Genomic DNA, 22,537 nt, shown 5'->3' with positions numbered 1-22,537 from the left:
GCAGGTCGGTGGGGTGTGAGAACTCCACTTCAGCCGAGGTGTGGGCCCGTGGCCTCCTCCCCCGCGGCGAAGTCCGCGCTCCTTCGCGCGGGCGAGGCGGGCGGAGGGGTCCTGCGTCCGGACGAGCGGACGCGGCGGGGCGACGGCACCGTCGCGCGCGGGTCTCCTCCTCGCGGAGGAGGTGGCGGGGAGGAGGTCTGCCGGGGCATGTCCGCCTCCAGGCAGAGCCGCGGCCCGCGAAGGCCCGTCTACGGTGGGGTCATGAAACTGGTGGGGTCATGAAACTGATGGACTCGTTCGCGGGGCTCCGCGTACCTGCCGCCCTGACCGACACGAGTCTGGCGGCGGTGGTGGCCGCGGGCTGTCTGGCCCTGCCCGGTGTGATTCCCCCGGGCGGACCGGAGCTGCGCGGCCCGGACGCCCGGTGGTTCGCGCTCGTCCTGCTCTCGACCCTGCCCATCGCCCTGCACCACCGCTTCTTGTGGGCGAGTCCGCTGATCGTGGCGGCCGCCACCAGCACCCTTCAGGGGCTGTCGTACATTCCCGACCTCTCCGGCCCGGAAGGCACCTCGATCGGCCCGGCCTACCTCGGCGTGGCCGTGGCCGTCTTCCTCACCTCCGTACGGTGCGAGCCGCGGATCACGACGCCGACGGCCCTGCTCATTCCGGTGCACGCGTTCGTCGAGGCGCTGCTCGCCTCCGCCGGGAACCGCATCGCCACCTTCCTGACGGACGCCCTGCTCCTGCTGGCGGCGTGGGCCCTGGGGCTCCTGATGCGGGCCCGGACGGCGATGCGCAACGAGGCGGTGGAACGCGCCGCCGCCCTGGAACGGGAGCAGACGGCCAACGCCCGCGCGGCCGTGATGGCGGAACGGGCCCGCATCGCCAGGGAGATGCACGACATCGTGGCGCACAACGTCAGCCTGATGGTCGTCCAGACCATCGCGGCCGACCGGGTCCAGAACCGCTCCCCCGAGAAGGCCCACGAACTGCACGCGACGATCGAGCAGACGGGGCGGGACACCGTCACCGAGCTGCGCCGGCTGCTGAGTGTGCTGCGCACCGACGAGGACGCCGACGACGACCCCACGCGCCAACCGCCCCAGCCGACCGTCGACGCCCTTCCCGAGCTGATCGACTCGGTCCGCGCCACCGGCCTGGACGTCGACCACCGCACCGCCGGGACCCCGGTCGTCCTGCCGGCGGGCGCGCACCTCACGGTGTACCGGGTGGTCCAGGAGGCACTGACCAACACCCTCAAGCACGCCGGTCCCACCCGCACCGGTGTGAGCCTCGACTGGGACGGGGACGGCGGCCGGCTCGTCGTGCGGGTCTGCGACGACGGCCCCCGCGACGACGCCCGTCCGCACCGGCCGCCGACGGCGCCGACCGGCACCGGTCACGGCCTGCTGGGGATGCGTGAGCGCGTCTCCGCGGTCGGCGGCACCCTGTACACGGGCGCGCGGCCGGGAGGCGGCTACTGCGTGCACGCCACGCTGCCCCTGCCCGAGCCGGACGAGACCACCGCACAGCACGAGGGAAGCCCACGGTATGCAGCCCATTAGCGTCCTGCTGGTCGACGACCAGCCCATGATCCGGACGGGGTTCCGGCTCATCCTCGAGGCGGAGCCCGACATCACCGTCCTCGGGGAGGCGTCCGACGGCCACGGCGCCGTCGAGGAGGCCCGTCGGCTGTCCCCCGACATCGTGCTCATGGACATCCGGATGCCGCACATGGACGGTGTGGAGGCCACCCGGCTGCTGTCGGAGTCGGGGTCGCCCAGCCGGGTCATCGTCCTGACCACGTTCGACCTCGACGCGCACGTCGTGGACGCGCTGCGGGCGGGCGCGAGCGGTTTCCTCGTCAAGGACGGCCCGGCGGACTCGCTGGTGAGCGCCATCCGTACGGTGGCGGCGGGCGACGCCGTGCTCGCCCCCCGGGTCACCCGACGGCTGCTGACGCGGTTCGCCGCGATGTCCCCGGAAGCCGAGTCGGCGGTGCCGGCCCGCCTGGACGCCCTGACCTCCCGGGAGCTCGACGTGCTGCGTGCCCTGAGCCGGGGCCTGTCGAACGCGGAGATCGCCCAGGCCCTGGGCATCGGGGACACGACCGTCAAGACCCACGTGGCCCACATCCTGGCCAAGTACGGCCTGCGCGACCGGATCCAGGCGGTGATCCTCGCCTACGACTGCGGCCTCGTGACCCCGGGCACGACGGGGAGGGCGTGAACCAGGGGCCGGGCGGGGAGGGCCGGCAGTGCGTCCGGCGCCGTACGCCCCTGCCGGCACGGGCGACGCAGCGGCAGGGGTGGGGGCAGGTGCCCGGGCCGACGATCGTCGGGGCCCTGCGGCAGCTCGGCTTCACCGGCGGGGACACCCTCGTGCCGGAGCGCCCGTCCGCCCTCGACGACGCCGGACGCGGCTGACTCCGCCGTGCGACGGCGCGTCACGGACCTGTACGCCCCTGTACGGCAGCGGCCCGGCCGCGCTCCGACGGCACTTCGCCGCCTCCCGGACGGCCGACCGGACGTCCACCCTGACCCGGCCCGCCGTTCTGCGGCCGGGCGGACGCGTTCGGGAAGCCCTGCCGCAGACCCGGCTCCACCGACACGGCATTCTGGACCGGTACCGCTGAACTCCTGCCCGGGGAAGGAGAGTTCCCCGGGGAAATCGATCGATCGGACAGCACCAGTGGATGTTCTCGTTCTCCTCGTCATCGTCATGACCGGCGTCACCACGATCGTGACGGTGGAGAGCAGGGCCAGTCGGCTCGACAAGCGGATCCGGGGCCTGGAACGCAAACTCGACGTGCTGTTGGACCACTGGGGCCTGGAGGCCGGCGATGCCGCACTGGCCGAAGTGGTGGCGCTGGCACGTGCCGGGAACGACGTCGCCGCGATCCGGAAGTACCGGGAGGTCACCGGTGCCGGCCTCCTGGAGGCCAAGCAGGCCGTCGACCGGATGAGCCGCTGACACGGGCGGGGCCGCACCGGTCTGCTTCGCGCGGGCAGCGGCGGCCGGGTCGGCTTCAGAGTCGGAGCGGCCTCAAGATCCCCAGCCGCTGCAGTTCGACGATGTGTTCCGCCGCTCGTCTCGGCGCTTCACCACCGCTCACCAGAACGCCCGCCTCGATGTTGCGGTGAGCCGCGGACTCGGTCAGGTTGGCGCTGCCCAGGAAGAGCGTCCGCCGATCGGCCACCGCGAGTTTGGCGTGCTGACGCGAACGCGCTTCGTCGGCCCGGTCCCGCGCCCAGTGCCACAGGTTCAGGCCGGGAACGGAGGTGAACGCCTCGGCCGGCTCACGGCCCTTGAGGAGCCCTCTCGCACCGGCCAGCGTCTCGACCACCACGTGGATCTTCACGCCGCGTTCTGCGGCTGCCTCGAGAGCCCGCGACAGAGCCGGGTACGGGCGGGCCGCGTAGGTCATGGCCAGCAGTTCGGCAGTGGCCTCGTCGATGACGTCGATGAGCACTTGGGCGGTCGCCCGCACCGGCACGGCGGGAGTCGACGGGCCGGTCCACACGGTGCGGACCCGCACCCGGTCCCGGGCCCGCAGCATGGCCGCGACGTAACCCCGCACATAAGCCGCGGCCTCGGTGGGCGGGACCGATTCCCTCTCCATGGCCTCGTACAGCTCGGCGACCGCTTCGCCGGTTCCCGGGCCGGTCAGTTCGGTGCGGGCACGTTCCTTGCTGCCTCGCCGCGACAGCAGCCCGGCGAGGTCCTTCCCCCGGGAGAGGCCGAGGACCGCGACGGCGGCGGCCGCCGCGGCCTCGAAGTCACGCCGGCTCACGGCAGCAGACCCGCGGGCGTCAGTATCTGGTCCTCGTCCCCGGACAGCGGCACGAGGAAGCGACGGTCGAGGAACCGGTTGGCACGCTCACAGGTGGTCTCGGAGACGAAGAGACAGACGTGGCAGGCCGCCCCGTGGAGGTAGTCGCCCGGGTCGTGGGGAAGACGCTCCGAGCACAGTGGATCGGCCGAGCAGTGCCCGGCGTCGGCCAGGGCCCTGCGGACGATCCGGCCGAAATGACGCTCCTCGGCGAGGGAGACCAGGCCGCCGAGCGTGCCCTCGGAGTCCGGAACGGCGGTGTAGATCAAGATGCCCGTCCGCGGGTTCTGTCCGTCACCGGCGTAGATCCGTTCGGCCAGAGAGGCCGAGCTGTAGCCGCACTCCAGGGCGATGGTGCGGATCAGCAGGTGGGAGAGGGTGTGCAGGGCGATGTAGCGGGCACCGGGCCAGCCGTGGAAGGGGTCGAAGTCGCTCGTCTTGCGGTCCGACTTCCGGTTGGTGCGGAAACGGCCGTAGGCCTCCCGGTGCGCCTCCATCTGCGGCGACTTCTCCATGCGCGCCACCCACTCCGCCATGAGGTCGTCGCGCACGCGCAGGAAGATCCCCTCTCCGCGGACCTCGCTGGCCGGCACCCAGTTCTGTGTGCCCCGCGACAGGTCCACGCGGGTGGCGATCTCCGGGGACTCGGGATCGGGGGCGTCCAGCCGGGTGAAGCCGATGAGGGCCCGCGCCTCGCGCAGTCGCTCGACCTGGCGGACGTCCGAGAAGAGCTCGTCCAGCGGAGCGGGAACGGACACCGCTCTGAGGGCGAAGTCGTCACTGGGCAGCGGGACGGGCCCCGACAGGGCGTCCCATTCGGGGCGGAAGAGGTCGGCCTGGACGTCGGGAGCGGAAGGTGCCGGACCGGCACTGCCCTGCTTGCGGGCCACGACGGCCGCGAAGACGGCGTCCGCGTCGAATTCCTGGAGGAACCCGAACTGCGGCAGGGTCGCCATGAAGGTGAGCTGGCTCCGGTCCTGGACCTTCTCGAGTTCCGGCCAGTGGTCGTCGAGCAGCTTGTCGACGTCCCCGCCCTGGCCCTTGGGCAGCGCGAGCGCGCTGAGGGTGAGCGGGAACCACTGGTTGGAGGCGCCCGCGACCATCAGCACCGAACTCTGGTCACAGCCGTCCGGCGCGTAGGTGCCCAGGTGCGGGTGGCGACCACGGCACCGGGGCAGGTGACGGCGTCCGCGTTCGCCCATGGCCTCGCGGATGTTGCGCTTGGCACCACAGGCGACGCACTCGATGGTGACGTTGGCCGCCTGGTTGCCGCCGTGGTCCTTCATGCGCAGCTTGGGGCGCGGCATCCTGCCGCAGGCCTGCCCGTGGTGGACGTACGGGGTGTAGGGAAACTCGTCCAGATGGCCTGCCGTGCACACGAGGGTGAAGCGGGCGGCCACGGCGAGCGGGGGCTTGCCCCGCTTGCAGTCGTGGACGAACTTGGCCTCGTGGGGCGCGCGCGGGTTGGCGTTGACGAAGGTGAACTCGTCGGAGTCGACGGCGGCGAGGACGTTGCAGGCGGTGCAGCGCAGCCACTGCGGGAACGGCGCGACGGGCACGCCGACTCCCTGCGCCGCCCAGCCCCTGGGATCCGCGTCCGCCCCTTCGAGCCAGGGGGCGGCGCGCAACTGCTCGATCTGTCCGCGCCCGTGGCGCTGGAGCGAGCGGTTGACGGCGGCGCGCAGCCGGGGTTCGTCGATGTCGTAGTCGGTGATGCCGGAGTAGCTCCAGGCGTCGGTTCCCCTGACGAGGACGGAGAAGTTCGGCAGGTCGACGAGGGAGCCGACGCCGGCGGTGAACATGAGGTGGCTGGGGCGGACGGCTCCGACCCTGCGGTTGCTCCACGTGGTCATCGCTGTGCCTTCCTGGGGGTGTCCGCGGTGGTGGGTCCGTACTCGTCGCTGTCCACGGTGGCCGCCAGGTCGCGGTCGGCGCCGTCGTCGGCGCCGGCCGTCCCGAAGCTCCAGTCCGGGCCGCCGCCCGAGGGGTCTTCGAGGAAGGCTCCGCCGCCGGGCAGGAGCAGGTTGATCTCGTTCTCCGTCTCGCGCATCGACATGCCGACGGTCAGTTCGGTCCAGCGGGATCCGTCCGCCCGCCGGAGCAGTCCGTTCACGACGGTGGTCTTGTGCTTCTCCTTGCGGTAGCCGAGGGCCGCGCTGTTCTCGTCCCGTTTGCGGCGCCACTCGTCCTTGAGCCGGTCCAGCCGTTCGCTCAGGTACTGACGGGGGAGGTCGCCCCCCACCCGTTCCGCGCGCTCCAGCAGTCGGCGCTCGACGTCGCGGGCCAGCGGACCGTCGAGGTCCACCTGGTGGGCGTCCAGGTTGCGCGAGGTGTCGTAGGCCGCCTGGCGCAGCGCCGCCACGTAGGTGGCGGCGACGCCCCGGTCGAGGGCGCGGCGGGTGAACGGGGTGACGGAGAGGGCCTCGACCTGGCGGTAGAACGTGGCGTGGTAGTGCTCGAAGTCCTCGTAGTGGGCGAGGTCCCGGGGGCGCGACCAGTTGTAGAGGGTCACCACGAGGCCGGGGCGCGAGGCGTCACGGCCGACGCGTGAGGACGCCTGGATGTACTCGGCGGTGTTCTTGGGCTGACCGACGACCAGCATCAGGCCGAACCGGGAGACGTCGACGCCCACTTGGAGCATGGAGGTGGCGAGGACGACGTCCACTGCCTGCCTGGCCATCGGCGTCATCGCGGCACGGGGTTCGCGTTTCTCCTTCGCGGCGACCGCGTACTCCCGCAGGAAGGCGCGTCGCCGCTCGGAGGTGTCCCGCTCGGGGTCGAACCCGGTCTCCAGGCGTTTGAGGGCGGCGCCGATGTCGGAGGAGGAGATGCGCGAGGTCAGTTCCTGGAGGTTGAGCATGCCGGTCCGGCTCACGATGCGGTCGGCCAGGGTGTCCCGGCCCCGGCGGCTGCCGTTGGAGCGGACCCTGGTCGTGATGTCGTCGTCCATGTACCGCCGCATGCCGGCGAGTTCACGCGTGGCGTTGAAGTAGCCGACCAGCGTCATGTACGGGTCGGCCGGCTTGCCGTAGTCGTCGAAGAGCTGCTGCCCGGCCAGGAGCAGGATCTCCGCGACCCGGATCTCGGCGGCCTTGAGGCGGGTGCCGTGGGCGCACACTCCGAGGTAGCGCCGGCCCGGATCGGCGCGGCTCAGTTCGACCTGCCGGGAGAAGAAGGTGTCCCCGACGTCGAGGACCTGGGGCGGGAAGACGGCCACCTTGCGTCCGAAGACGCCCAGGACCTGGTCGGCGGCCCGTTTGGTCGTCGCCGTGGAGGCGACGATCTTGGGTCCGGTCTCGTGGCGTCGCCCCTCGGCGTCGGTGACGCTCCAGGTGCACAACTGGTCCACGGCGGATTCGAAGAGACCGACGGTGGTGCCGAGGGCTCCGGAGATCAGGTGCAGCTCGTCCTGGATGACCAGGTCCGGGGGACGCAGGCGCGTCACCGGCTGCGCGGTGACGCCGGGCAGGTCTCCCCTGGCGTTGTGGCGGCTGCCGCACCCGGTCTTGGCGTCGAGGTCGTCGTGGCGGTAGCCGTGGCGCGGGCACAGCTCGGTGACCCTGCCGAACAGCAGGCCGGCGTAACCGTTCCAGGGGAGCTGGGCGAACTTGTCCACGGTGGCGATCAGCAGGGACGGTGCGAGCCGGTAGATCTCCTCGTCGACCGTGAGCACCGGGATGCCCTCACCGGGCGACTCGCGCCGGGAGAAGGGGCAGCGGTCCTCGCCCTCCCCGCGCGGGCAGTAGACAAGGACGCGACGCCGTCCTTCGTCGTACTCCATGTGGGAGCGGGCCGTCAGTCCGGTTCCGCACCACGGACAGGTGAGGACCTGGAGGACGCGGGCGTGCTTGTCGCTCGCGTTCTCCCGGGCCTCGGCGATCTGCTCCTTGGCCTCGTCGAACCAGTTGGGCGAGACGGATGTTCCCACCCACAGCCCGATGCGGAAGGGGGTGGCACCCCAGCGGACGTCTCGGGCGAACTCCTCGCGGCGCAGGACTTCGCAGGCAGTGACCAGGGCGGCGGCGCGCTGGAACTGCTGGGCGGTCAGAAGGCGGAGGGTGTAGCGCATGAGGACGCCGACGCCCGCCTCACCGCTTCGTGCCTCCGTGCCCGAGCCGATGGTGCCCTGCAGGCGCCGCAGCGCGAACGTGTAGGCGGCGAGGCCCAGGTAGGCCTCGGTCTTGCCGCCGCCGGTGGGGAAGAAGAGCAGGTCGACGAGGGCTTCCCGGCCGGTGCCGCGGTGGGGGTGTCCGGGCCGGCTGAGGGAGTCGAGGTTGAGCAGGACGAAGGCGAGCTGGAAGGGGCGCCAGCTGGCGCCCGCCTTGCCCTTGGCGTGGATCTCGTCGTAGGCCTCGCGGTAGGAGGCCCGGTCGTCCTCGCGTCCGGCGCGGGCGGCGGCGATCGCGGTGTTGCGGCGCTGGAGGGCCATGGCCCGGTTGGCGAACCGGAAGGCCTCCAGGGCGGTGTCGTCGGCAACGAGCCGGTCGATGCCGAGGGTGATGCGGTCGCAGATGTCCAGTGCCTGGTCGATGGCGACGTCGGCCGATGCCCGCAGGTCGTCCGGGAGCGAACGGGCCTCGGCGCGCTGTTGTGCGAGCCAGGTGCCGTAGCCGTCGGCGAGCGGGGCGAGGGCGGCGCTCAGTTCGGACCGTCGGGCGGGCACCGCGAGGGCCGCGAGTTCGTCCATGCCGAGTTCGAGCCCGCGGAGCAGGTCCTGCTCCCGCACGGTCGGCGCGGTGGTGGCCCGGACGTCGTACTCGGGCAGCCAGGTGGTCGTGAGGCGGTGGGCGTTGCGTTCGCCGTCCCGCACGTGGGCGTGCACGGCGATGTTGCGGCCCTTGGCGTGGCTGAGACTGTCCCGGTAGAGAAGCCGGAGCCTGCGCTCCTCGGCGTCCTCGGTGCCGTAGCCGCCGTGGGCGGGGTCGAGCGGGTCGTCGACCGGGTGGAAGACCGCGGCCTGGTCGTCCGGAAAGGCGGTGACCACGAGCTCCGTCTGGAAGAGCCAGCGGGCGTCGCGGGCCTCGCGGCTGTCCTCCTGCCGGTTCACCAGGGCCAGTTCGACGACCCGGAGATCCTCGGCTCCGGCCCGGCCGGTGTGCCGGCGCACCTGCACGTCGAGGACGACCCCTCCCCCCTCCAGTTCGACGGTGTGGTCCGTGGCACCCGTGACGTCGATGTCCACCGGGTGCTCGACCGGCTCGCGCGACCAGACCCTGCGGGTCGTGCCCCGGTCGGTCGCCTCCTCCGACTGCGTGTAGCGGCCCCAGCGGGCGGTGACGCTGAGCGTGCCGACGGAGGCGGGAACCATGAACGACAGTCCCATGGAGGAGGCCCAGATGTGGCCGGCGGCCTGCGGGGTCAGCCGGTCCTGCAGCTCGGTGTCGTCGCCCTCCTGTTCGTCGCCCGACTCGCCGTCCGCGCTCTGGGCGGCCGCGAGGGCGATCCGGTCGGCGGTGACGGACCGGGGCCGCGGCCCGAGCATGCCCACGAGATACCGGTCCCGCGGTCCGGAGGAGGCACTCGGCAGGGTCTCGGTCCCGCCGTCCCACGGACCCAGCAGATCGCGGCGGACATAGGTCACGAGTCCGTCCCGGACCTCGTAGGAGTCCCCGGCGCGGAACGTCTGGGGCACTTCGTCGAGCGGGTGCGGAACAGCGGCCTGGGCGGGCTGGGCCGGCATGCGGTGGGTCCTTCCGAACGGATCCGATGGAGCACGGGCGGGATCGTACGTGGGGCAGCAGACGAAGAATAGATCGTTGACTCAGTTCACACAATGAATATCCGACGCTCCGTCGCTCCGGCCGGCCGGAGTCTCTAGGCTAATCCCGATCTCCGCCCACCCGTCACCGAGGACCCCGATGCCCCGACTCGCTCTTTCCGACGACTTCGTCGCGGACCTCATCTCGCTGCAGCGACCGGTCCAGAAGGAGGTCAACGACGCGATCCTGATGTTCCGGAGCATGACCGTCCCCCAGCTCCACGCGAGCAAGGGCATCCATCTGGAGAAGCTCGAGCGGGCCCGCGATCCCCGGATCCGCACCATCCGCATCACCAAGTTCCACCGGGGCGTGCTCCTGGCCCCCGACGACGGCAGCGACCTCTTCACCCTGCTGCGGGTCGCGCCGCACGACGAGGCGATCAACTGGGCCTGCAAGCGCGCCTATTCCGTCAACGGCGCGACCGGTGGTCTGGAGGTGCGCAACGTCGAGGCCCTGGAGCAGATGGAGACCTATTTCGAGACGAAGGCGGACACCGCGCCCGCCCGTCTCTTCGCGGGCCACTCCGACACCGTGCTGCGCGACCTCGGCGTCGACGACCAGGTGTTGAGACTGGCCCGCGTCTGCGTCACGGCCGACGACCTGACGGTCATGGCACCGCCCATGATGCCCGCCGACCAGTACGAGGTGCTGTGGTTCCTGGCGCAGGGCGAGTCCCCCGAGGACGTCTGGGAGCAGTTGATCGCCCCGCGGGGCCAGACCGTGCGCACGGCCAAGGACCGGCCCGCGGTCACCCTCACCGAGGCGATCCTCAACACGCCCGACCGCATCGTGGAGGTGACGGGCCCCGGCGAACTGGAGCGCATCCTCACCGAGGACTTCACCCGCTGGCGGATCTTCCTCCACCCCGCCCAGCGCCGCCACGCCTACCACCCCGGTTTCAACGGTCCCGCACAGGTCACCGGCGGTCCGGGCACCGGCAAGACGGTGGTCGCCCTGCACCGCGTACGGCACCTGCTGCGCACCGGCCGCGAGGGGGACCGGATCCTCCTGACCACCTTCACCAACGCCATGGCGGCAGCCCTGCGGGACAGCCTCGCCCTTCTGCTCGGCGACGCGGACGCCCACCTGTTGGAGCGCGTCGACGTCACGACGGTGGACTCCCTCGCCGCACGGGTCATCAGGGAGGCGAGGGGCAGTGCCCCGAAGCCCCTCTCGGCCGCCGCGGAGAAGAGCGCCTGGACCCGTGCCGTCGCACGCGAGGAACTGCCCTGGACGGAAAAGTTCCTGTCCCAGGAGTTCCGCAACGTCGTCCTGGCGCAGGGACTGCGCACGCCCGAGGAGTACCTGCGCTGTGTGCGGCGTGGCCGCGGCACCCAGGTCGGCCGGGTGCAACGCGCCCGGTTGTGGCGGGTGATGGAACGGTTCACGGCGGACCTCGCCTCGCGCGACGCGGCGACGTACACCCAGCTGTGCGACCAGGCGGCCCGCATCCTCGCCGAGGGCTCTCCGCGCTACCGCCACGTCGTCGTGGACGAGGCGCAGGACCTGCATCCCGCCCAGTGGCGCGTACTGCGCGCCTGCGCCGCCGTCCGGGCCGACGACATCTTCCTGGTCGGCGACCCTCATCAGCGCGTCTACGACTCCCGCGTGTCGCTGCGCTCGCTGGGCATCGACGTCCGCGGACGCGCCTCCCGACTGCGGCTCAACTACCGCAGCACGGAGGAGATCCTGCGCTGGTCCGCGTCCCTGCTCGACGGCCGGCCGGTGGGCCGGCTCGGCGAGGACGACGACGAGGACGGCGGGCGGGACTCGCTGCACGGTTACCGGTCCCAGTTGCACGGCCGCGTCCCGGCGGCGCGCGGGTACGGCAGTCAGGACGAGGAACTGCGGGCACTGGTCGAACAGGTGCGGACCTGGATCGAGCAGGACGGGGTGAAGCCGTCCGAGGTGGCGGTGTGCGCCCGGTTCAACACGATGGTGGACGCGATCATCACGCGCCTGCGCCGCGAGCGCATCCCGGCGGTGGCGGTCAAGGACAACCCCGGAGCGGACGTGTCGGGCGTCCGCGTGGCCACCATGCACGCGATGAAGGGACTGGAGTTCCGGTGCGTGGCCGTGGTGGGCGTGAACTCCGGTGTGCTGCCGTTCGCCCCGCAGGTGACACCGGACGACGTCGATCCCGTCCAGCACCAGTCGGATCTGCTGGCCGAGCACTGCCTGCTGTTCGTCGCCTGCACGCGGGCCCGCGACGCGCTGGCGGTCTCGTGGAGCGGTGAGCGCAGCCGGATGCTGGATCCGGTCGTCGGCTGACGCGGGCAGGCTTCGGTGCCCCGTACCCGGGACGGGGTACGGGGCACCGAGGCCGTCACTGCGGGAGCCTGCGCCCCCGCTCCGGTCCACCGGACATCGTCAGACCCGGATCTCCCGGACGACGGCCGTGTGGGTTCGGCCCCGGGAGGCGTCGTACGGGATCTCCCGGCCCCTCGGCTGCCACATCAACGCCTGTCCCAGCGGGGACGACGGGGAGATGACCTCCGCGTCCTCGGTGGGCAGCTCGGCGACGGTGTACAGGGTCGTGTCGTCGACCTTTCCGTCGAACTCGAGGACCAGCAGCGCTCCGGGGAACACCGTTGCCGGTATTCCTTCCTGGCCGACGTGCACGGCGTCGAGGAAGGTGCGCAGGAAGCCGAGCCGCTTCGTACGGCGCTCCCGCTGGTCGGCCCTCGTCCTCCTGAGGAAGACGAGGTTGGCCGGGTCCGCGTCCACGGGTGTCTCGTCGGGAGCGTCGATGGCGGCCTGCAGTCCCTGCATCTCGCGCACCAGCCGCTGGAACGCGGCGGCGGGGATCTCCCGGACGGGGAGGACGTTCCGCGCGACGGGGGACGCCGAACGGGGTGCCGGCTGCGCGGCCGGTTCCTCGGTCGGCTGCGCGGCCGGTTCCTCGGCCGGCTCCTCCCGGAGGGCCGGCCAGGACAGGCGCGGATCCTCGGACCCGACGGCGGAGGGCGGTGCCGTCTCCGGCGCGAGGTCGGGCGCCGGGCCCGGGTCCTGGGGGCGCTCGTCCGCCCGTTCCTCCTCCACCCCGTCGTCCTCGTCCCGGCCGTCGGCCGGCGGCACCGGGGACGCCGTCGCCCCGGGAGCGGCATCGGCGAGCGTCTCGGGGACCTCCGGCCGTTCGGGGAGCGGATCGATGCCGAGCCGCTCCAGTTCCGCCCAGAGCGGGGCGAGGGCCTGCTCGCGGTCGAGGTGGAAGCGGCTGCCGCGGATCCGCACGAAGGTCCAGTCGACGCGCTCCAGGTCCCGCTGGCGGGCGGCGGCGGTGGAGGCGTCCTCGCCCTCGGCGAAGGCGTCGCCGTCGCAGGCGACCGCCAGTCTGCGGGTGCCGCCCTCGACGACCAGGTCGATGGTGTGGCGGCCGACCCGGTAGCCGGGCCGCACCCGGTAGCCGCGGGCCGTCAGCTCCAGGTACACCTTCTGCTGGAACAGGCTGTCGAACGACTCGTGGCGCACGTCGGGCCGCACCTCGCCCTCCACCGCGGTGATGTCCTCCTCCGCGGGCCGGGTGAGGTGGTCGAGCCACCGTCGGCGCAGGTCGTTCTCGTGGAACTGCTCCGGCCGGGCGCTGTGGAACACCCACACCTGGTCCTGGGCGCGGGACGCGGCCACGTTGAGCCGCTGCTCGTACGTCTTGCCGTTGAAGCCGCCCGGTACGGTCCCGGCCGCGGTGGTGGCCGAGTTGACGCAGGAGACGAACAGGACGTGGCGTTCGTCGCCCTGGAAGTCCTCGGCGTCGCCGACCCGGATGCGCCGCTCCTCGCGCTGTTCGTAGTCGAGGCGTTCGGCGAGCAGGTTCTCCAGTTCCGTCAGGTGGCCCTTGGCGCCGCGGAGGCTGACGACGCCCATGGTCTTCCCCTCGTACGCGGGGTCGGCACAGCAGCGCGCGACCGCGTCGACGAGGGCCTCGGCCTCCGCGGTGTTGACCAGCCGGTCGTTGCCGCCGGTGGCCTCCCCGCCGTCGACGTACACGGTGCGGACCGGGGGCAGCCGGTCGGCGCCGTACTGCCGCAGCGGCTGGAGCCGGCCGTTGTAACAGAGGTCGTTGGAGAAGGAGATGATCTCCGGCATGCACCGGAAGTGCTCCTTGAGCATGAGCGTGCCGCGGCCCGCGGACAGCGCCTCGGTGAGGTCGAAGAAGCTGGAGTCGGGACCGAAGAGGCTGCGCACGTCCGGTTCGAGCGCGGTCAGCAGCCGGTCCCGCAGGTGGAAGTACTCGTCCTGCTTGAGGCCGACGTTGGACGGGCTGACCTGCTTGCTGTCACCGACGACCACCATCCGGTCGGCGAGCCAGCTCAGCAGCATGGCCTCCAGGCCCGACTGGCTGGCCTCGTCGACGATGACGACGTCGAACATGCCGGGCCGGTCCATGGGGACGGTCTCGGCCACCTGGTGCAGCGGCATGATCCAGGCCGGCACCGCCGTCTGCGCCTTGCGCAGGGCGGCCTGGGCGTCGCGCCGGTAGCGGTGCTGGTACTTGCCCTTGATGCGGCGGGCAGCCTGCTGGTAGGCACTGAGGGCGCGGGACTGGTCGCCGGTCAGCAGCCCGAGGCAGCGGTGCCAGGCGCGGGCGGCGGCGAGCCGGGCGAGCATGATCCGGGCCTCGTCGTCGGCCTCCGTCAGGCGGCGGCGCAGGGCGCGCTCGGCCTCCGGGTCGGTCAGTCGTTCCATCCGCTCGCGCCACGCGGACCAGGCCCAGGCGGCGGCGAGCAGCGGCAGCCGGACGTCCCACGCGCTGTCCTCCGCGGAGCCGGTGACGCGCTCGGCGAGCGAGGGAAAGGCCTCGCGCACGCGGGTGAGCGCGGCGTGCTCCTCGGCCCGCAGCCGGGCGGCCTCACGCACCTCGGCGATCTCGTCGCTGAACTCCCGGTAGCCCTGCGGGTCCCGGGCACGCACGGCGTCGAGCGCGCGGACGACCGCGGGGGCCACACCGGGCCGTTCGCTCCACGCGCGCAGCAGTTCCTCGGTGTCCGCGATCGCCTTGCGCGACCGCTCGGCGGCCCGCAGCGTGGTCGCGGCGCGCAGCAGGGCGCGTACGGCGTTCTCGACCGGTGCGTCGTGCCAGGTGGCGACGGCGAGTTCGGGCGAGGTGGCGGCGGCGGTCAGCACGTCGGTGCGGGCGGCGACGACGGCGAGCAGGGCCTCCAGGACGTCGGCGTCCTGCCGCAGCCGGGCCAGGCGCGGACCGTGGCCCTGCCACGCTCCGGCCGGAGCGCCCCACTCGGCCTCCACCTGGGCCAGGCACAGTTCGAGCTGGACGCGGGCCACGACGACGGCCGCGGTGGCGGCGTCCTCGGGGGACCGTCCGTCGACCCGCACGGCCTGCACGAATCCGCCGACGGCCTTGGCGAGCCTGGAGCGGGTGCCGAGCGGACCGCGCAGCTTCTGTCCCTGGGCGAGACCGTCGTACAGGGTGGTGGCCTGGCCGAGGGCGGTGGCCGGGTCGTACTGCTCCAGGCCGCTGACCATCGCGGTGCCCAGCGTGGTGAGCGAGGCGTCGAGCGCCGTGAGGGCGTCGGTGACGGCGGCGTGCCGGCTGCGCGTCTGCCAGTCCTGGCCGGCCGTCACCTCCCCCAGGAGTGCCACGGCCCACTCGCCGGCGGCGGCCGCGAGGGACGCGGCACGCGCCCTGGCGCCGGAGAACGCGTCGAGGGCCGTCGTCAGCCGCTGCTGCTCGGTCTCGCTCAGACCACGCACGGCCGCGTCGTACCGCAGGCTCAGCGGATCCTGCCGTACCGCCTCGTGCGCCTCCTCGGCGGAGCGCACCACCTGCACGGCCTCCTCGAAGTCGCCGGGGCCGGGCAGCTCGGAGGGACCGGGCACCTCGGCCGCGAGGGCGCGGTGGTGCGGCGTGAACGCGCGCGTGGTGTGCAGCAACCGCAGCGCGTCGTCGGAGGTCAGGGAGGGCTGCTCCTGGGGCACCGGGCCGAGCCAGTCGTACCGCTCCGTCTCGGCGGTGAGGCGCTCGGCTATCTCCTGGAGGCTGCCGGTGTAGTCGCCGATCTCCGCCTCGAAGCGGTGGGTCTCCTGCTCGCGCAGTACGGCGAGGTCGCGCAGCATGGCCTGCTGGGCCGACCGGGCCGCGGCGAGCCGCGCCTGGAGCGTGCGGATCTCGCTCTGGGACGCCTTGGGGTCGTAACCGGCGTACTCGCCGAGGATCCTCTGCACGGACACCTCGAGTTCGCGCTGGGCGGCGGCGCCGTCCTCGGTGCGGCTCACGCACAGGTCGCGGATGCTCTCGGGCAGCTTGTCCCGCAGGACGCGCAGGGCGCGCGGCGTGTGACTGGTGATGAGGACCCGTTTGCCCTGGGCGAGCAGGTCCGTGACGAGGTTCGCGATGGTGTGCGTCTTGCCGGTGCCGGGCGGGCCCTGCACCACGACGAGCCGGTTGGCGCGCAGGCGTTCGGCGATGGTGCGCTGCTCCTCGTTGGCGGGCAGCGCGAAGTACATCTCGCCGGTGCCGGCGTCGGCACCGTCGCCCTCGGCCGCCGCAAGGTCGGCGGCGGTCAGCGCCCCGTCGCGGCCCGCGATGTAACCGAGCAGCTCGGTGGGGGGCGTGCCGGCGTCGATCTGACGCGCGATGGCCTTGAGGGCGTCCATCGTCGACCGGCGGTTGCGTTCGCGCAGGACGAGCGCGGGGGTGAGTCCCACCTGGGGCACGTCGAGCGTCCGCGGCCGGGCACGCTCCACGGTCGGCGCGTAGCTTCCCGCGCTGTGTGCCGCGTTGACCCAGCTGCGCAGGGCGGTGTGCACGGCGTCGAGGTGTGCGGGGTCGGTGACGTCGGAGCCCTCCTCCAGGACGCCGACGATCTGCTCGCGCACGGGCCCGGGGACGTGCTGGGCCCCCTCCAGCATGCCCTCTTCCAGTTCCAGGCCCGGACCGGTCGGGTCGGGGGCGGCGGTGAGGGTGCCGGTGGCCGGGTCGAGCCGGATGCCGGCCCGATGTGTGACCAGGTGGCGTTCGACGCGCTGGCCGCCGGCCGTCTGCCAGGTGAGCCGGCCGAGCCCGAGGACGAGTTCGTAGGCCTCACCGAGGTTGGCGGCGTCCTCGTGCATCTTGTGCAACCGGTCGTACAGCCTGACGACGGGGTCGATGGCGCGTCGCCGCTCGGCCCAGGCGAGCCACTCCTGCTCCCAGGCGGCGTACAGCTTCTCGATCTTCTCCCGCTTCGGGTGGTCGTCGAGCTCGTGGTACGTCTTGTCGAGGGGGATGCCCTGGGACCAGTCCGGGAATTCCGGCTCGATCCGGCGGCGCAGGTGCGGGGCGCGGGTCTGCTTGAAGTCGCGGACGCGGGTCTCGTCGATCCAGGGCGCGAGGAGGGGCGCGGGGTGCGGGGCGTCCTCGCGTTCGGGGCGTTCGAGGGTCAGCCAGGCCGGTTCGTCGGTGCCGAGGGCTCCGTCGAGCATCACGGCGACCTCGAGGGCGTCCGGCAGTTCCTCGAACCAGACGGTGCCGGCGGCGCCGTCGAGCGTGCGGACGGGGCGTGTCTTCGACTCCTCGGCCTCGGCGAGGAACCGGAAGATCTGGCGGACGCGGGTAGCGTCGAGCTCGTCGGGGGAGAGTTCCTGGTGCCGCGGGGACACGATGGCGGCCTGGGGTTCCGTCGGCCGCGCGGCGGCGGGGGCGCTCGGCCGCTCGGGGGCGGTGGGCTGTGCCGGTACCGCGTCGAGCACGGGCCGGTCGGAGACCGGAGTGGTCCCCGCGTCGAGGAGGCCGTCGCGCTCGTCCACCGGCTCCGGCTCCGTGCCGGCGAACAGGGACGGCTGCTGCTCGCCGAACAGCGCCTCCTGGTCCGGGAGGAGCGCCTGCGCCGTGCGCACGGCCGTCGCACGGGCCGCGGCCGGTACGGGCACGGCGGCCCGCGCCGTGGTGAAGGTGATGCTCTCGCGGTCGTGCGAGTGGGGGAACCTCACCTCGACGTCCAGCTCGTCGGCGGTGCCGGCGGGGATGCTGTAGGCCCAGGTCACGGAGGCCCGGCGGCCCTTGCGCAGGGTGCCCGTGAGCTCGTCGTCGAGCAGCTCGCCCCGATAGTCGTGCACCTGACGCCCCGTCTTGCCGTACGGCCCGCCGCGCACCAGCAGGGTGATGCCGTCGACGTCGAGGGGCCGGGCCGTCCCGTTGCTCAGGTAGAGCGTGCACCGGACGAGGTCGTCGCCCCGCCGGTACCCGTCCGAGTCCTCCGGATCGACCAGCTCGTACGGCACGACGTCGTCGACGCGGACGTGCAGTCCGTCGCCGTACCGGTAGTCGGTACCGACCGGCTGCACACCGTCGCCGAGCTCGCTCTCACTCTGGCTCACGCGCCACCCCACTGCTGTTCAGGGCCACTTGGGTGGCCACTTGACGTCATCCCGCCCGACCCACCGGAGCACGCGCATGACGCGCCCCCCGACGCGTCGACCCAAGTGTGAACTGAGCACACGCGCGAGGGTATCAGCACGATCCGGAGCCGGGACGCAGCGGAACCATGTCGCCACGCACCGCCACCGGACCCCGGGTCGACCCCCGAGCGCACCGGGCACACCCCATGCAATCCCATCCAGAGCAGGAAAACAAGAAAGATTATTCGTTGACTCTGTTCACAGAATTACTTCATGATGTGCACGGGCGCCACGCACGTGACCGCCCGCCACGCCCCGGAGAGAAAGAGGCCACGCGCCATGCGCATGGAAGTGCTGCACGTCAGTCCCGAGTTGGCAGCGGAGTGGCTCACCCGCAACACCAGCAACCGCCCCCTCAGCAAGAGCGCGGTACAGCAGCTGGCCGGCCGGATCCAGCGGGGCGAGTGGCAGTTGACGCACCAGGGCATCGCGTTCGACGAGGACGGTGTACTGATCGACGGACAGCACCGACTGGCGGCCATCGCCAAGGCGGGCATGACGGTACCGCTGACCGTCACGCACGGTGTCCCGCGCACCGCCTTCACGGTGATGGACACCGGGCGCAAGCGCACCGGCCGGGACACGCTCGCGCTGGCGGGAGAGGCCAACTCGACGCATCTGGCAGCAGCCCTGCGCGGCCTCCACCTGTACCTGAACGCACCCAACTCGGCCTGGAGCGGCGGCTCGTCCGTGACCAGCAACGACCAGTTGCTGACCATGCTCGACCAGCACCCCGGCATCCGTGACGCGCTGCATCACGGCATCGCGCTCAACCGCGCGTGCCGCATCACCGTCACGGCGGCGACCATCGGCTGGTACGTGACCACCCAGGCACGGCCCGACATCGATCAGACCCCGTGGAGGGAGGGAATCGTCACGGGCGCGCGACTCGAGCCGGGCGATCCCCGCCTCACCCTGCGCAACACGATGCTCAACCTCGCCACGGGCACGACCCACCGCCGTCGCGACGACTCACGCGAACACCTGCTCTACTACCTCAAGGCGTGGAACGCGTGGGCCGAGGGCCGGTCCATCAAGCTGTTGCGCCGCTCCCCCAACGAGACGATGCCCCGGATCTCCCGGCAGCCGCCTGCGGTTTCGGAAAACGGGGTACTCCGTCTGCCGTGAACGGCCGCAAAACCCCTCAACGTTGACTGAGTTCACTGTAGGTTGAGTGACCGCCGTGGGGCCCTGAGTCGTCGGGCGGACCGCCAGGCCGCCCACCGGGCAAGGAAAGGAAGCGCATGCGCGCGCAGGAGATCACCTTCCTCAAACTCGTCCAGGGAGAGAAGCAGTTTCAGGTCCCCCTCTACCAGCGGACGTACAGCTGGGGCGGGGAACAGCTGAGGCAGCTCTGGGAGGACATGGGCGAACTCGTCGACCAGCACCTGTCCGGCGAGGCCGTCACCCCGCACTTCCTGGGATCCGTGGTGCTCGCCCCCGGCCAGATCCAGGCCGGCGGTGTGCAACGGTGGCTGGTCGTGGACGGCCAGCAGCGGCTGACGACGCTGATGCTGGCGTTCACCGCGTTGCGCGACCATCTCAAGAAGACCGGTGATCCGCGCGGCGCGGACCGGGTGCACCGGCAGATCCTCGTGAACGAGTTCCACGAGGGCCTCGATCACTACCGCCTGCTGCCGACCCAGGCCGACCGCGAGGCGTACACGGCATGCGTGCAGTCCCGTGCGGAGGCGGGCGGAAGCGACAACGTCGGTGCCGCCTACCGGTTCTTCCTCGGCGCGCTCGCCGAGGGACGGGAGGCCGCCGGCGACGACCGGTGGATCACGACGGTCGGGACCGTCCTCAAGGACCTGCTGTCGATCGTGGAGATCACCGCGGAGTCCGGCGACAACGTCTACCGGATCTTCGAGTCGATCAACAACACGGGCGTCGGGCTGAGCCAGAGCGACCTGTTGCGCAACTACGTGTTCATGCTCCTGCCCAAGCGGGGTGAGCGGGTCTACCAGGAGCTGTGGCTGCCCATGCAGCAGAGCCTCGGCCCCAAGAACCTCGAACTCCTGGTCTGGCTGGACCTGGTGGTGCGCGGCCACCACAAGACCAAGCAGAGCGAGATCTACCGGGAGCAGCAGAAGAGGCTCCAGCCGCTGGCCGGCGACGAGGACGCGCTGCAACGCGAGATCTCTCAATTGGCCGAACGAGCGGGTCGGTTCCTCCGCATCATCGAGCCCCGGCGTGAGCAGTCACCCGCACTGCGCGCCGTGCTGGAGCGCCTCGGCACCTGGGGCGGCCAGACCCACTACCCGCTGGCCCTGCACCTGCTGGACCTCGTCGACGGCGGGACCACATCCGCCGAGGACGCGGCGGAGGCGTTGCGGTACGTCGAGTCCTATCTGGTGCGGCGGCTCATCTGCCAGACACCGACCACCAACCTCAACCGCATTTTCATGGAGGCGCCGAAGGAGCTGGAGACCGACCGCCCCGCCGCCGAGGCGGTCCGGCGGTTCCTGTCCGGCCGGCGCCGCCGCTGGCCCAACGACGAGGAGCTGGGCGAGGCGATCCGCGGCAAGCCGTTCTACTGGAGCGGTCGTCCTCCTCAGCGGAGCTACATCCTGCGCCGTCTGGAGGAGAGCTACGGCTCCTCCGAGCCCGTCGACTTCGACAAGGCGTCCCTGAGCGTGGAGCACGTCCTCCCCCAGCGGCCGGCCGCCTCGTGGTTCGACCTGCTCGCCGACGAGACCGAGCCGAACCAGACGCCCCAGGAGCTGCACGACCTGCTGGTGCACACGCTGGGCAACCTCACCCTCACCGGGGACAACGCGAAGCTGTCCAACAGCCCGTTCGAGCGCAAGCAGCAGATCCTCGACTCCAGCGCCCTGCGCATGAACCAGGAGATCGCCGCGGAGAAGCGCTGGGGCAAGGCCGAGATCCTGGCCCGCGCCGACCGTCTGACGGAGCGGGCGGTGGAGCTGTGGCCCGGACCGATCGGCGGGGTCAAGCCGGCCGGCGAGGAGTGGCCGGGCTGGGCCGAACTGCGAGCGGCTCTGGTGGCGATGCCGAGCGGCACGTGGACGACGTACGGCGATGTCGCCGAGCTGATCGGCAGCCACCCGGTGCCGGTCGGCACCTATCTGGGTGCCAACCCGGAAGTCATGGGGGCGTATCGGGTCCTCACCGCGGACGGAAAGGTCTCCCCGGCGTTCCGCTGGGCGGACGGCGGTGACAGGCCGCCGCCGCGGGAACTGCTGACGAGCGAGGGCGTGAAGTTCGACCCGTCGGGCCGGGCCGACAGGTCCCAGCGCCTGACCGCCGCGGAGCTGGCCACCCTGCTCGGCAAGGACGTCGCCCAGCCCGCCTCGCACGCCCCGCTCCCCGAGGGGGAGGACGCGGCGCCCGCCGAGCGGTTCCGCGCGCAGTTGCGGGAGCACTGGCCGGAGGCTTGCGCGGGAGTGCTGGGGACGCTGGACTTCTGGCGCCTGCAGGGTGGTCACGTCACCTACGGCAGGCACGAGGAGACGAGCTGTTTCCCGATGCTCGACGCCGGCACGAGCCGCCACCCTCATCTGATCTGGCCCATGGCGATCTACCCGGTGAGCGGAACGGTCGAGGTCGTCTTCCAGTACCTCAAGGACCGCAGTCCCTTCGACGACTCCGAACAGCGCCGTGAGCTCCTGAACCGCCTCAACAAGATCGAGGGGATCGACCTGCCCGAGGCGAAGCTTGAACTGCGGCCGTCCTTCCCGCTGCGGGTGTTCGCGGAGCACGGGGAGGAGATCTGCGGCGTACTGGACTGGTTCGTGCACACGGCGGCGCTGGATCTGGCGCGGCGGGACTGAGGTGCGCGTGCCCGGGCTCCCGGCCGATCTCCTCGTCCCTCCCCGGGACGAGGTCCTCGGCCTGGCCATCCCCTTCGACCGGAAACGCTGGCTTTCCCATCTTCCCGACGCCACCTGGTGGCCCGCCGAGCTCGACGGGTGTCCGTGCGTCGGCCGGTGGCCGCGGGTGGACCGCCGCACCGTACTGGGCATGGCCGACGGAGTCGGCACCGTCGAGGGACGCAGGCACCTGCTGATCGCCGCGCTGGTCTGGGGCACCGGTACCAAGGCGCGGTCCGTGAACCGGCGGGGACACATCTTCGCGCACACCTCGGCCACGCACATCGACGCCCGGCTCGCCACCGTGCTCACCGTGCTGCGGGAGAGGGGAGCCGTGGCCGCGTACCGCGCCTGCCGCAACGACCAGCGCATCCCTTATCTGGGCCCGGCGTTCTTCACCAAGTTCCTTTACTTCGCCGGTCACGAGGACCCCGTCGGCCCCTTTCGCCCCCTCATCCTGGACGGTGTCGTGTCGCGTGCTCTGAAGGACCGGAAGGCCGTCGCGGAGAACTGGCCGCTCAACGGCTGGACCACGGAGCAGTACGCCCGGTATCTGGACGTCGTCCATGAGCAGGCGGCGTCGGCGGGGGTCATGCCCGACGCCGTGGAGGCCGCCTGGTTCGCCCGGGGCAAGCGGCTCCCGCGCTCCGGCCCCGAGTCGGCGTCCGGCTGATCCGCCACGGTCCGCTGCCGTCCCCCGTCGACGCAGCGGGGGC

The 22,537-nt window shown here is 72.0% G+C and carries 12 protein-coding genes; 8 read left to right on the top strand and 4 right to left on the bottom strand.

Translation table 11 applies throughout. The features are described 5' to 3' along the window. Window positions 1-278: 278 nt before the first annotated feature. The 4 genes from ACH4N1_RS27535 to ACH4N1_RS27520 all read left to right on the top strand — a co-directional run bounded on the left by ACH4N1_RS27535 (window position 279) and on the right by ACH4N1_RS27520 (window position 2,973). Window positions 279-1,565 carry a sensor histidine kinase gene (locus ACH4N1_RS27535; protein WP_398101083.1) on the top strand — a complete coding sequence of 429 codons (1,287 nt, stop codon included), beginning with the start codon at window positions 279-281 and terminating at the stop codon, window positions 1,563-1,565. Next, window positions 1,552-2,229, top strand: coding sequence for a response regulator (locus ACH4N1_RS27530; protein WP_398101081.1), 678 nt, complete (start codon window positions 1,552-1,554; stop codon window positions 2,227-2,229). Before ACH4N1_RS27535 ends, ACH4N1_RS27530 begins: the two co-directional genes overlap by 14 nt. Beyond that, window positions 2,226-2,426, top strand: a complete 201-nt coding sequence (locus ACH4N1_RS27525) for a hypothetical protein (protein WP_398101079.1) — start codon at window positions 2,226-2,228, stop codon at window positions 2,424-2,426. The genes ACH4N1_RS27530 and ACH4N1_RS27525 overlap by 4 nt, the downstream gene beginning before the upstream one ends. A 265-nt stretch (window positions 2,427-2,691) precedes the next feature. Further along, window positions 2,692-2,973, top strand: a complete 282-nt coding sequence (locus tag ACH4N1_RS27520; RefSeq protein WP_398101078.1) for a hypothetical protein — start codon at window positions 2,692-2,694, stop codon at window positions 2,971-2,973. 55 nt (window positions 2,974-3,028) lie between these two features. Here ACH4N1_RS27520 and drmC read toward each other — a convergent pair whose 3' ends face one another. Genes drmC through drmA form a run of 3 tightly spaced genes read right to left on the bottom strand, consistent with a single transcriptional unit; the run spans window position 3,029 to window position 9,512 of the window. Next, on the bottom strand, window positions 3,029-3,793 hold the full coding sequence (gene drmC / locus ACH4N1_RS27515; protein ID WP_398101076.1) for a DISARM system phospholipase D-like protein DrmC: 765 nt from the start codon (window positions 3,791-3,793) through the stop codon (window positions 3,029-3,031). Next, window positions 3,790-5,685 (bottom strand): DrmB family protein, encoded by a 1,896-nt coding sequence (gene drmB / locus ACH4N1_RS27510; protein WP_398101074.1) that lies wholly within the window; start codon window positions 5,683-5,685, stop codon window positions 3,790-3,792. The genes drmC and drmB overlap by 4 nt, the downstream gene beginning before the upstream one ends. After that, window positions 5,682-9,512 carry a DISARM system helicase DrmA gene (drmA, locus tag ACH4N1_RS27505; RefSeq protein ID WP_398101072.1) on the bottom strand — a complete coding sequence of 1,277 codons (3,831 nt, stop codon included), beginning with the start codon at window positions 9,510-9,512 and terminating at the stop codon, window positions 5,682-5,684. Before drmA ends, drmB begins: the two co-directional genes overlap by 4 nt. Before the next feature lie 178 nt (window positions 9,513-9,690). On the opposite strand from drmA, the gene ACH4N1_RS27500 reads away from it, so the two are divergent. Continuing rightward, window positions 9,691-11,862, top strand: coding sequence for a UvrD-helicase domain-containing protein (locus tag ACH4N1_RS27500; RefSeq protein WP_398101071.1), 2,172 nt, complete (start codon window positions 9,691-9,693; stop codon window positions 11,860-11,862). 99 nt (window positions 11,863-11,961) lie between these two features. Here ACH4N1_RS27500 and ACH4N1_RS27495 read toward each other — a convergent pair whose 3' ends face one another. Then, complete coding sequence (locus tag ACH4N1_RS27495; RefSeq protein WP_398101069.1) at window positions 11,962-17,907, bottom strand: AAA domain-containing protein; 5,946 nt, start codon at window positions 17,905-17,907, stop codon at window positions 11,962-11,964. Window positions 17,908-18,267: 360 nt separating this feature from the next. On the opposite strand from ACH4N1_RS27495, the gene ACH4N1_RS27490 reads away from it, so the two are divergent. The 3 genes from ACH4N1_RS27490 (at window position 18,268) to ACH4N1_RS27480 (ending at window position 22,494) form a co-directional block, all read left to right on the top strand. Beyond that, the gene (locus ACH4N1_RS27490) at window positions 18,268-19,116 is read left to right on the top strand and encodes a hypothetical protein (protein WP_398101068.1); all 849 of its coding nucleotides are present in this window, start codon (window positions 18,268-18,270) and stop codon (window positions 19,114-19,116) included. Between the two features lie 116 nt (window positions 19,117-19,232). Next, complete coding sequence (locus tag ACH4N1_RS27485; protein WP_398101066.1) at window positions 19,233-21,782, top strand: DUF262 domain-containing protein; 2,550 nt, start codon at window positions 19,233-19,235, stop codon at window positions 21,780-21,782. 1 nt (window position 21,783) lies between these two features. Then, a complete protein-coding gene (locus ACH4N1_RS27480) occupies window positions 21,784-22,494 on the top strand; it encodes a hypothetical protein (protein ID WP_398101065.1) in 711 nt (236 codons plus the stop codon). Window positions 22,495-22,537 lie beyond the last annotated feature (43 nt).

It is taken from the genome of Streptomyces sp. NPDC017202 (assembly GCF_044331705.1).
Taxonomy (GTDB): domain Bacteria; phylum Actinomycetota; class Actinomycetes; order Streptomycetales; family Streptomycetaceae; genus Streptomyces.
Note: the sequence above shows the minus strand (reverse complement) of the source record. Positions and strands in the feature narration are given on the sequence as shown.